The sequence below is a fragment of the Agrococcus pavilionensis RW1 genome (assembly GCF_000400485.1).
GTDB classification, from domain to species: Bacteria; Actinomycetota; Actinomycetes; order Actinomycetales; family Microbacteriaceae; genus Agrococcus; species Agrococcus pavilionensis.
Map to the genome: position 1 here is coordinate 154,355 of NZ_ASHR01000004.1, position 11,605 is coordinate 165,959.

Below are 11,605 nucleotides of genomic sequence, written 5' to 3' on the forward strand. Positions count from 1 at the left end.
ACCCCGGGCGCGTGCCCGGGGTCCCCGTCACGGGGTGACGATTCGCTAGCGGAGGATCAGACCGGAGGTCTGCGTGCGGGCGGCCTCGAAGCGCGCCTGCGCGTCCTGCCAGTTGACGATGTTCCAGAACGCCTTGACGTAGTCGGCCTTGACGTTGAGGTAGTCGAGGTAGAAGGCGTGCTCCCACATGTCGAGCATGAGCACGGGGTGCGTGCCGACCGGCACGTTGCCCTGCTGGTCGAAGAGCTGGAAGACGTTGAGGCGCGCGCCGATCGAGTCCCACGCGAGCACCGACCAGCCCGAGCCCTGGATGCCCGTCGCGTTCGCGGTGAAGTGCGCCTGGAACTTGGCGAAGTCGCCGAAGAACTCGGCGATCGCGGCCTGCAGCTCGCCCTCGGGCTCGCCGCCGCCGTCGCCGGAGAGGTTGTTCCAGAAGACGGTGTGGTTCGTGTGCCCGCCGAGGTTGAAGGCGAGGTCCTTCTCGAGCTTGTTGACGTTCGCGAGGTCGCCCGAGTCGCGCGCCTCGGCGAGCTTCTCGAGCGCGGTGTTCGCGCCGTCGACGTAGGTCTTGTGGTGCTTGCTGTGGTGCAGCTCCATGATCTTCGCCGAGATGTGGGGCTCGAGCGCCGCGTAGTCGTACGGCAGCTCCGGCAGGGTGTAGACGGCCATGGCTGGCTCCTCTCTGCGCGCTGCGCGCGCCGATGGGTCGACCCGATCCTATCCACGGCGGCCTGATCGCGAGCAGGGCCCGCGCGACCCGCTCAGACGTCGTCGATGTCGTCCGGCACCGCGTCCTCGGTGCTCGGGATGCCCCGCTCCTGCGCGGCTCGATCCGCCATCGCGAGCAGCCGCCGGATCCGCCCCGCGACCGCGTCCTTCGTCATCGTCGGCTGGGCGAGGTGGCCGAGCTCGTCGAGGCTCGCGTCGCGGTGCTCGAGCCGCAGCCGGCCGGCGTACGCGAGGTGCTCGGGCACCTCGGGGCCGAGGATGTCGAGCGCCCGCTCGATGCGCGCGCACGCGGCGACGGCGGCCTGGGCGCTGCGGCGCAGGTTCGCGTCGTCGAAGTTGACGAGCCGGTTCGCGGTCGCGCGCACCTCGCGGCGCTGCCGCAGCTCCGCCCACGCCTGCACGGTGTCGAGCGCCCCCATGGTCGTGAGCATCCGCGAGATCGGCTCGCCCTCGCGGATCACGACGCGGTGCGCGCCGCGCACCTCGCGCGACTTCGCCGGTACGCCGAGCCGGCCGGCCGCGCCGACGAGGGCCATCGCGGCCTCGTTGCCGGGGCACGCGATCTCGAGCGCGGCCGAGCGGCCCGGGTCCGACAGCGAGCCCTGGGCGAGGAACGCGCCGCGCCACACGCCCGCGAGGTCCTCGAGCGAGCCGGTCGTGACCTTGTTCGGGAGCCCGCGGACGGGCTTGCGCCGCGCATCCATGAGGCCCGTCTGCCGCGCGAGCGTCTCGCCCTCCGCGATGACGCGCACGAGGTACGCGCCGCTCGAGCGGCTCGACGACGACGAGATGCGGGCGATCTCGGCCTTGACGCCGTAGAGCTCGAGGATGCTGCGCGCGAGCCTGCGCGCCGCGGCCGCGGAGTCGAGCTCGCTCTCGACCGCGACGCGGTTCGAGATCACGTGCAGCCCGCCCGCGAAGCGCAGCAGGGTCGCGACCTCCGCCGCCTTCGTCTGGGGTCGCGTCACGCGCACGCGCGCGAGCTCCTCCTTGACGTCGTCGGTCAGTGTCACGCCGGTTCCTCTCGTCATTCGCGTCCCAGATCCCTGTGCTTGACCGCGACGCGCACGCCGGGCTGTCCCGACAGGCGCGAGGCGAGGTACTGCGCCATCGCGACCGAGCGGTGCTTGCCGCCCGTGCAGCCGACGCCGAGCACGGCGTGCAGCTTGTTCTCGCGCGCGAACCCCGCGAGCACCGGCTCGAGCGCCTCGACGTAGCGATCGGCGAACTCGCGCGCGCCCTCCTGCTCGAGCACGAAGTCGGAGACGACCTCCTCCGTGCCGTTGTGGCCGCGCAGGTCGGGGTTCCAGAAGGGGTTCGGCAGGAAGCGCATGTCGGCGATCAGGTCGGCGTCGACCGGAAGGCCGTACTTGAAGCCGAAGCTCATGACGGTGAGCACGACCTCGAGCTCGCCGCCGGGAGCGAAGCGCTCCCCCACGCGCGTCGTGAGCTGGTGCGGGTTGAGGCCCGTCGTGTCGAGCAGCTGGTCGGCCATGCCGCGCAGCGGCTCGAGCCGGTGGCGCTCCATGCGGATGCCGTCGAGGATCGTCCCGTCGCCCTGCAGCGGGTGCGGCCTGCGCACCTGCTCGTAGCGGCGCACGAGCTCGGCGTCGCTCGCCTCGAGGAAGAGCACGCGCACGGAGTGCTCGTTGCGCAGCATCTCGACGAAGCGCTTCGCGTCGTCGAAGAGCACGCCGCCGCGCACGTCGACGACGATGGCGAGCTTCGCCTCGGTCGCGTCGCCCGCCGCGGCCGTGCGCACGAGCGTGCGCAGCATGCTCGGCGGCAGGTTGTCGACGACGAACCAGCCGAGGTCCTCGAGCGCGTTCGCGACCGTCGTGCGTCCTGCACCGGACATGCCGGTGATGATGACGATCTCTCTCGCGTTCACAGCCTGCCGTTCCTCACCCTCGCGTGTCGGCCTCCATCGTATCGGCGCGCAGAGCGCGAGCGATGGCCTCGGCGAGCGCGGGGCCGACGCCCGGCACCTCGCGCAGCTCGTCGGGGGACGCGGCGCGCACGCGCTTCGCGGAGCCGAAGTGCTTGAGCAGCGCGCGCACGCGCGAGGGGCCGAGGCCGGGGATGCCGCTCAGCTGCGACTGGATCGCGCTCGAGCGCTTCTGCCGCTGGTAGCTGATCGCGACCCGGTGCGCCTCGTCGCGCAGCCGCTGCACGAGGTAGAGCGCCTCGCTCGAGCGCGGCAGGATGACCGGGAACTCGTCGTCCGGCAGCCACAGCTCCTCGAGCCGCTTCGCGATGCCGGCGAGCGCGACGCCCGTGACGCCCTGCTCGTCGAGCGCGCGCTTCGCCGCCTGCACCTGCGGCCGGCCGCCGTCGACGAGCAGCAGCTGCGGGGCGTAGGCGAAGCGGGTCGACGCCGCGTCGGGGTCGCCCTCGACGAGGTACTTCGCGCGGCGGGTGATGACCTGGTGGATCGAGTCGGTGTCGTCGGTCGTCTGGGCGATCGCGAACCTGCGGTACTGGTCCTTGCGCGGCAGGCCGTCCTCGAAGACGACCATCGAGGCGACGACGCCCTGGCCGCCGAGGTGCGAGACGTCGAAGCACTCGATGCGCAGCGGCGCTTCGGCCATGCCGAGCGCCTCCTGCAGGTCGGCGAGCGCCTGGGATCGCGTGACGTAGTCGCTCGTGCGCTTCGTGCGCGCGACCTGCAGCGCGTGCGCGGCGTTGACGGTCGCCGAGTCGGCGAGCTTGCGCTTCTCGCCGCGCTGCGGCACCCGCACCTCGACGCGGCCGCTCAAGCCGTGGTCGACGCGGCGGTCGGTGAGCCACGCCTCGACCTCGGCGACGGCATCGGGCTGCTTGGGCAGCAGCACCTCGCGCGCGGGCGGGTCGCCCTCGTCGTAGGCGATCCGGAGGATCTGCGTCGCGAGCTCGCTGTCGTCGAGGTCGATCTCGGTGTCGACGACCCACGACTTCGTGCCCCGGATGCGGCCGCCGCGCACCGCGAACAGGTGCACAGCGGCGCTCAGCTCGTCGTGCACGAGGCCGAACACGTCGGCGTCGACGTGGTCGGAGAGCACGACGCTCGTGCGCTCGAGCACCGACTCGAGCGCGGCGAGCTGGTCGCGCAGCCGCGCGGCGCGCTCGAACTCGAGCCTCGCGCTCGCGCGCTGCATCTCCTCGCGCACGCGATCGACGAACTCCTGGTCGCCGCCGTTCATGAACGCGACGAGGTCGCGCGCGATGTCGCGGTGCTCGGCGTGCGTGACGCGCCCGACGCACGGCGCCGAGCACTTGCCGATGTCGCCGAGCAGGCACGGGCGCCCCGAGCGCTCGGCCCGGTCGTACACCGACTGGCTGCAGGAGCGCATCGGGAAGGCCTTGAGCAGCAGATCGAGCGTCTCGCGGATCGCCCACACCTTCGTGTACGGGCCGAAGTAGCGCGCGCCGCGCATGCCGCGGTTGCGGGTGATGAGCGCGCGCGGCACGTCCTCGCCCATCGTCACCGCGAGGTACGGGTACGACTTGTCGTCCCGGAACTGCACGTTGAAGGGCGGCTCGTACTCCTTGATCCAGGTGAACTCGAGCTGCAGCGCCTCGAACTCGCTCGCCACGATCGTCCACTCGACGCGCACGGCCGTGAGCACCATGCGGCGCGTGCGCTCGTGGAGCGCCTCGAGCGGCTGGAAGTAGTTCGAGAGCCGCTGGCGCAGGTTCTTCGCCTTGCCGACGTAGAGCACGCGCTCGTGCTCGTCGCGGAACCGGTAGACGCCGGGTGCGGTCGGGATCGTCCCGGGCGCCGGCTTGTAGGGGACGGTGCGCGGCGCGCGTGCCCCGGTCATCGCACTCCCGCGCCCAGGATCTCCTTGAGGAACGCTCCCGTGTGGCTCGCCTCGACCTCGGCGACCTCCTCGGGCGTGCCGGTCGCGACGATCGTGCCGCCGCCCGAGCCGCCCTCCGGGCCGAGGTCGATGACCCAGTCGGCGCTCTTGATGACGTCGAGCGAGTGCTCGATCGTCAGCACGGTGTTGCCCTTCTCGACGAGCCCGTCGAGCACCTCGAGGAGCTTGCGCACGTCGTCGAAGTGGAGTCCGGTCGTCGGCTCGTCGAGCACGTAGATCGCGCGGCCCGACGTGCGCCGCTGCAGCTCGGTCGCGAGCTTGACGCGCTGCGCCTCGCCGCCCGAGAGCGTCGTCGCCGACTGCCCGAGCCGCACGTAGCCGAGGCCGACGTCGACGAGCGTCTTGAGGTAGCGGTGGATCGACGAGATGGGCGCGAAGAACTCGGCCGCCTCCTCGATCGGCATCTGCAGCACGTCGGCGATCGACTTGCCCTTGTAGTGCACCGACAGCGTGTCGCGGTTGTAGCGCGCCCCGTGGCACACCTCGCACTCGACGTAGACGTCGGGCAGGAAGTTCATCTCGATCTTGAGCGTGCCGTCGCCCATGCACGCCTCGCAGCGGCCGCCCTTGACGTTGAACGAGAAGCGGCCCGCGAGGTAGCCGCGCGCCTTCGCCTCCGCCGTCTCGGCGAAGAGGTTGCGGATCTTGTCGAACACGCCCGTGTAGGTCGCGGGGTTCGAGCGCGGCGTGCGCCCGATCGGGCCCTGGTCGACGTGGATGACCTTGTCGAGGTGGTGGAGGCCCGTGACGCGCGTGTGCCGCGCCGGCACCTGCCGGGCGCCGTTGAGCGCGTTCGCGAGCACCTTGTGGAGGATGTCGTTCACGAGCGTCGACTTGCCCGAGCCCGAGACGCCGGTGACGGCGACGAACACGCCGAGCGGGATCTCGACGTCGATGTGCTTGAGGTTGTTGGCGCGCGCGCCCTCGACCCGCAGCATCCGCTCGGGGTCGACGGGCCGGCGCTCGGTCGGCGTCGGGATCGACTCGCGCCCCGAGAGGTACTTGCCGGTGAGCGACGTCGGGTGCTCGAGCAGCTCCTCGAAGCCGCCGGAGTGCACGACCTCGCCGCCCCGCTCCCCCGCGCCGGGGCCGATGTCGACGATCCAGTCGGCGGTGCGGATGGTGTCCTCGTCGTGCTCGACGACGATGAGGGTGTTGCCGAGGTCGCGGAGCGCCTCGAGCGTGCCGATGAGCTTGCGGTTGTCGCGCTGGTGGAGACCGATCGACGGCTCGTCGAGCACGTAGAGCACGCCCGTGAGGCCCGCGCCGATCTGGGTGGCGAGACGGATGCGCTGGGCCTCGCCGCCCGAGAGGGTCGCGGCCGCGCGCGAGAGCGAGAGGTAGCCGAGCCCGACCCGGATGAGGAAGTCGAGTCGCGCACGGATCTCGCGCAGCACCGCCGCGGCGATCGTCGCCTCCCGCTCGTCGAGGTCGAGGCCCTCCATGTAGGCGTGGGCGTCGTCGAGGCTCATGTCGGAGACCGTCGCGATCGACGAGCCGTGCACGAGCACGCTCAGCACCTCGGGCTTGAGCCGCGCGCCGCCGCACTCGGGGCACGGGACCTCGCGCAGGAACTCGCCGTGCTTCGCGCGCACCCAGTCGCTGTCGGCCTCCTCGTGCTTGCGCTGGATGTAGGGCATGACGCCCTCGTAGCCCGTCGCGTACTTCAGCTGCCGGCCGTAGCGGTTGCGCCACTGCACCATGACGTTGCCCTCGGTGCCGTGCAGCACGACCTGGCGCACCTCAGGCTCGAGGTCGCGCCACGGGGTGTCGAGCGAGAAGTCCATCTCGCGCGCGAGGCCCGCGAGCAGCCGCTCGAAGTAGGTGTAGAGGCCCTTGCCCGACTGCGTCCACGGCAGGATCGCGCCCTCGCGGATCGAGAGCGCCTCGTCGGCGATCACGAGCTCGGGGTCGGCCGACATCTTCGTGCCGATGCCGGTGCACTCGGGGCACGCGCCGAACGGCGCGTTGAACGAGAACGTGCGCGGCTCGATCTCGGTGAGCGAGACGGGGTGGCGGTTGGGGCACGAGAGCTTCTCGCTGAACGTGCGCGTGCGCGCGGGGTCGCTCGCCTCGAGGTCGACGTAGTCGATCGTCGCGAGCCCGTCGGCGAGCCGCAGCGCCGTCTCGAGCGAGTCGGTGAGCCGCGAGAGCATGCCGGGCTCGGCGACCATGCGGTCGACGACGACGGCGATGTCGTGCTTGTTCTGCTTCTTGAGCGCGGGCGCCTCGGCGAGCTGCACGAGCTCGCCGTCGATGACGGCGCGCGAGTAGCCGGTCGCCACGAGGTTGCGCAGCAGGTCGGCGAACTCGCCCTTCTTCTGCTGCACGACCGGCGCGAGGATCTGGAAGCGCGTGCGCTCCGGCAGCTCCATGAGCTCGTCGGCGATCTGCTGCACCGTCTGCCGCTGGATGCGCTCGCCGCAGATCGGGCAGTGCGGCACGCCGATGCGCGCCCACAGCAGTCGCATGTAGTCGTGCACCTCGGTGATGGTGCCGACCGTCGAGCGCGGGTTGCGGTTCGTCGACTTCTGGTCGATCGAGACGGCGGGGCTCAGGCCCTCGATGAAGTCGACGTCGGGCCGGTCGACCTGCCCGAGGAACTGCCGCGCGTAGGCCGACAGCGACTCGACGTAGCGGCGCTGCCCCTCGGCGAAGATCGTGTCGAACGCGAGCGACGACTTGCCCGATCCGGAGAGCCCCGTGAACACCACGAGCGAGTCGCGCGGGATGCGCAGATCGACGTCCTTGAGGTTGTGCTCGCGCGCGCCGCGGACGTGCAGCTCTGAAGTGCTCGTGGTGGTGGATGTCACCCAACGAGTCTACGAGCGGCCACCCACACGCGCCCCGGGCGTTCGCCGACGGCTCACTCGGAGATGCGCGCGATCGGGTCGTCGAGCGCGACGACCGCGCCCTCGGCGACGAGCCGCTCGAGCGCGCCGGCGCGATCGGCGGCGACGCGCGTCTCGAGCTTCATGGCGTCGAGCACCGCGACCTCCCGGCCGGCCTCGACGCGCTCCCCGTCGGCGACGAGCCAGCGCGCGAGGGTGCCCGGCACGGGAGCGCGCACGGCGCCGTCCGCCTCGGGCTGCTCGGCGCGGGAGGACGCCGGCTCGGCCCGCGCGGCGACGGCGAGCAGCGCATCCGGGAGCCCGAGCACGACGCGGCGACCGTCGACCTCGATCGGCACGCGCGTGAGCCCGCCCGGGGGCGCGATGGCGGCCCGCAGCTGCGGCTCGAGCCGCGGCATGAGCTCGTCCTCGATCCACTGCGTCGAGACGGCGAGGCCCTCGGTCGAGAAGGCCGGCTCGTCGAGCAGCGCCTCGGCGAGCGGCGCGATCGTCGCGACGCCCCGCACCTCGAGCTCGCCGAGCGCGCGGCGGAGCCGCACGAGCGCCGCGTCGCGGTCCTGCGCGTGCACGACGAGCTTCGCGACGAGCGAGTCGAAGGCCGCCTCGACCGCGTCGCCGGCCTCGACGCCCGCGTCCCAGTGGACGCCGGGACCTCCCGGCACCCGCAGCGACGCGATGCGACCGGGGCTCGGCAGGAACCCGCGGCCCGGGTCCTCCGCGTTGATGCGCAGCTCGATCGCGTGGCCGAGCGGCTCGGGGGTCGCGGCGATCGAGGGGCCGAGGCCCTCCGCGATGCGCAGCTGCTCGCGCACGAGGTCGACGCCCGTGACGGCCTCGGTGACCGGATGCTCGACCTGCAGCCTCGTGTTGACCTCGAGGAACGACGCGGTGCCGTCGGCGCCGAGCAGGAACTCGACCGTGCCGGCGCCGCGGTAGTCGACCGCGGCGCAGATCGCGCGCGCCGCCTCGTGGATGCGCTCGCGCTGCGCGCGCTCGAGGCGGGGCGCGGGCGCCTCCTCGACGAGCTTCTGGCCGCGGCGCTGGAGCGAGCAGTCCCGATCGCCGACGACCACGACGCCGCCGCGGCCATCGCCGAGCACTTGCGCCTCGATGTGGCGGGGGCGCTCGAGGTAGCGCTCGACGAAGCACTCGGCGCGACCGAAGGCCGCGGCGGCCTCCCGCGCGGCCGTCTCGAACGCATCCGCCACCTCGTCGATCGAGCGCGCGACCCTCAGCCCCCGTCCCCCGCCGCCGAACGCCGCCTTGATCACGATCGGCAGCCCGTGCTCGCGCGCGAAGGCGACCGCTTCGCCGGCGTCGGCGAGCGGCCCGTCCGAGCCCGGCACGAGGGGCGCGCCGACGCGCCGCGCGATCGAGCGCGCGGTGACCTTGTCGCCGAGCGCGTCGATGCTCTCGGGGGTCGGGCCGATCCACGTGAGCCCCGCGCCCTCGACGGCCCGGGCGAACGCGGCGCTCTCGGAGAGGAAGCCGTAGCCGGGGTGCACGGCGTCGGCGCCGGTCGCCCGCGCCGCCGCGAGCAGCGAGTCTGCGTCGAGGTAGGTCTCGGCCGCCGTCGAGCCGCCGAGCGCGACCGCCTCGTCGGCGTGCCGCACGTGCATCGCGTCGACGTCCTCGTCGGCGTACACCGCGACCGACCGGTAGCCCGCCTCGGCGCACGCGCGCGCGATGCGCACGGCGATCTCGCCGCGGTTGGCGATCAGGACTTTCTGCATGGCGACTCCTCGAGGTGGGTGGGCGGCCGCTCGACGCGGAACCGGATGCAGGCGCCCGGCGGCAGCTGCCCCGCGAGGTCGAGGTCGTCGTCGACGACGGCGCCGATGACGGGGTACCCGCCCGTGAGCGGGTGGTCAGGCAGGAAGAGCACCGGCTGGCCGTCGGGCGGCACCTGGATGGCGCCCGTCACGCAGCCCTCGCTCTCGAGCTCCCCGTCCCGCGCCCGCTCGAGCGGGATCGCGCCCGCGAGGCGGAGGCCCACGCGGTCGGAGCGCGGCGTGACCTCCCACTCCTGCGCCTCGAGCGTCTCGAGCGCCGCGGCCGTGAACCACTCGGCGCGCGGGCCGAGCACGACGCGCAGCTCGACGGTCTGCCCGGCGCGCGGGAGCGGTGCGCGCGGGGCGCCCGTCGGCGCGACGGCCGTCGCGCCCGCCGCGGGCCCGTGGAGCGGCAGCTCGTCGCCCGCCCCGAGCGGGGCGGGGCCGAGCTGTGCGAGCGTGTCGCTCGAGCGGCTCTCGAGCACCGGGTCGAGCGCGATGCCGCCGCGGATGCCGATGACGACGCGCAGCCCGTCCCGCACCGCGCCGATGCGCAGCTCGTCGCCGTCGTCGATCGCGACCGGGCGTCCCGGCTCGACCGGGATGGAGGCATCCGGGCGCTCGGTGTCGACGACGGATGCGTCGGCGAGCGCGCCCGTGAGGGCCACGACCGCGGGACCGCGGAAGCGCAGCGACGCGCCGCCGCCCGCGAGCTCGAGGCCCGCGTCGTGCGGCGGATTGCCCACCGCGCGGTTCGCCTCGCGCAGCGCCCGCCGATCGGCGGCCCCGGAGGCGGAGACGCCCTGCGCAGCCAGGCCGGGCCGACCGAGGTCCTGCACGAGCAGCTGCAGCCCGGGCCGCACGACCTCGAGCGCATGGCGAGCGCGCTCCGCGTCGCGAGGCGGGCGACGCTCGACCGGCGCGGCCTCGACGAGCTCACGGGCGGCGCGCGCGAAGCGCACCGCCGTGCCGGGCGCGAGCAGCGCCGGCGGTTCGCGCTCGAGATCCCACAGGACGGCGTCGGTGCGGCCGATGAGCTGCCAGCCGCCCGGACTCTCCTTCGGGTACACGCCGGAGTAGCGGCCTGCGAGCGCGACGGAGCCGGCCGGGATGCGCGTGCGCGGCGCGGACCGGCGAGGCACGTCGAAGCGCGGATCGTCCCCGACGAGGTAGCCGAAGCCCGGCGCGAAGCCGGTGAAGGCCACCCTCCACGCGGCGGCGAGATGGCGCTCGATGACCTCCTCGGGCGAGGCGCCGAGCACGCGCGCGACCTCGTCGAGGTCGTCCCCGTCGTAGCGCACCGGGATCGTCACCGAGCGCTCGCCGCCGTCGATCGCGGCCGTGGGCTCGATCGCGAGCAGTCGCTCGGCGAGCACCACCGGAGCGATGAGCGTCGGGTCGAAGCGCACGAGGATCGTGCGCGCACCGGGCACGAGCTCGCGCACGCCAGGGAGCGCCGCCGCCTCGATCGCCGGGAGCAGCCGCATCGACTCGTCGAGGTCGGCGGACTCGAGCAGCAGCGCGGTGTCGGCCGCGGGCAGCACCCTCACCCGGTCACCTCACGCGCCGGCGAACGGCGCGATCGCGACGCCGGCCGCCTCGAGCGCCGATCGGGTCGCCCTCGCCATCGCCACCGCTCCCGCGCTGTCGCCGTGCACGCAGATCGAGTCGGCCGCGACCGCGACGTCGCTGCCGTCGACGGCGCGCACGACGCCCTCGAGGGCGAGCCGGGTCATCCGCGCGGCGACGGCCGCGGGATCGTGCAGGACGGCGCCCGGCTCGGTGCGCGGCACGAGCAGCCCATCGGGCGCGTACGCGCGATCGGCGAACGCCTCCGCCGCCGTCGGCAGCCCCTCGCGCTCGGCGACCCGGAGCGCGACGCCGCCCGCGAGGCACAGGAGCACGAGCGACGGGTCGACGGCTCGGACGGCGCGGACGACGTCCCGCGCCTGCCGCTCGTCGTGCGCGATCGCGTTGTAGAGCGCACCGTGCGGCTTGACGTAGGCGACGCGGCCGCCGACCGCGGTCGCGAGCGCCTGCAGCGCGCCCAGCTGGTACTCGACGTGCGCCTGCAGCGTCGTCGACTCGACGTCGACGGGCCGCCGGCCGAAGCCCTCGTAGTCGCGGTAGCCGGGGTGCGCGCCGATCGTGACCCCGTTCGCGACGGCCGCCTCGAGGGTCGCGCGGATGCCCTCGGGCGTGCCGGCGTGGAAGCCGCACGAGACGTTCGCGCTCGAGACGATGCGCAGCATCGCCGCGTCGTCCCCGACGATGCGATCGGGCGCGTTCTCCCCCAGGTCGCTGTTGAGGTCGATCGTGGGCATGGCGACATCCTCGGGCATCGGGCGGGTGGGCGTCGACTCGGCGACGTGCCTCAGCTTCTTTGAGC

The 11,605-nt window shown here is 73.4% G+C and carries 8 protein-coding genes; all 8 read right to left on the reverse strand.

The window, feature by feature from the left end:
* Positions 1 to 45: 45 nt before the first annotated feature.
* Complete coding sequence (locus L332_RS17245) at positions 46 to 669, reverse strand: superoxide dismutase (RefSeq protein ID WP_021009480.1); 624 nt, start codon at positions 667 to 669, stop codon at positions 46 to 48.
* A gap of 92 nt (positions 670 to 761) precedes the next feature.
* Positions 762 to 1,742, reverse strand: coding sequence for a DNA-binding protein WhiA (gene whiA, locus L332_RS17250; protein ID WP_021009481.1), 981 nt, complete (start codon positions 1,740 to 1,742; stop codon positions 762 to 764).
* A 14-nt stretch (positions 1,743 to 1,756) separates the two neighbouring features.
* Positions 1,757 to 2,620 carry an RNase adapter RapZ gene (gene rapZ / locus L332_RS17255; RefSeq protein ID WP_021009482.1) on the reverse strand — a complete coding sequence of 288 codons (864 nt, stop codon included), beginning with the start codon at positions 2,618 to 2,620 and terminating at the stop codon, positions 1,757 to 1,759.
* 13 nt (positions 2,621 to 2,633) lie between these two features.
* Positions 2,634 to 4,532 (reverse strand): excinuclease ABC subunit UvrC, encoded by a 1,899-nt coding sequence (uvrC, locus tag L332_RS17260; RefSeq protein ID WP_021009483.1) that lies wholly within the window; start codon positions 4,530 to 4,532, stop codon positions 2,634 to 2,636.
* Positions 4,529 to 7,405, reverse strand: coding sequence for an excinuclease ABC subunit UvrA (uvrA, locus tag L332_RS17265; RefSeq protein ID WP_021009484.1), 2,877 nt, complete (start codon positions 7,403 to 7,405; stop codon positions 4,529 to 4,531). Before uvrA ends, uvrC begins: the two co-directional genes overlap by 4 nt.
* A gap of 53 nt (positions 7,406 to 7,458) precedes the next feature.
* Positions 7,459 to 9,177 (reverse strand): acetyl/propionyl/methylcrotonyl-CoA carboxylase subunit alpha, encoded by a 1,719-nt coding sequence (locus L332_RS17270; RefSeq protein ID WP_021009485.1) that lies wholly within the window; start codon positions 9,175 to 9,177, stop codon positions 7,459 to 7,461.
* A complete protein-coding gene (locus L332_RS17275) occupies positions 9,162 to 10,766 on the reverse strand; it encodes a 5-oxoprolinase subunit B/C family protein (RefSeq protein WP_021009486.1) in 1,605 nt (534 codons plus the stop codon). The genes L332_RS17270 and L332_RS17275 overlap by 16 nt, the downstream gene beginning before the upstream one ends.
* 9 nt (positions 10,767 to 10,775) lie before the next feature.
* Positions 10,776 to 11,540 carry a LamB/YcsF family protein gene (locus L332_RS17280; RefSeq protein WP_021009487.1) on the reverse strand — a complete coding sequence of 255 codons (765 nt, stop codon included), beginning with the start codon at positions 11,538 to 11,540 and terminating at the stop codon, positions 10,776 to 10,778.
* Positions 11,541 to 11,605 lie beyond the last annotated feature (65 nt).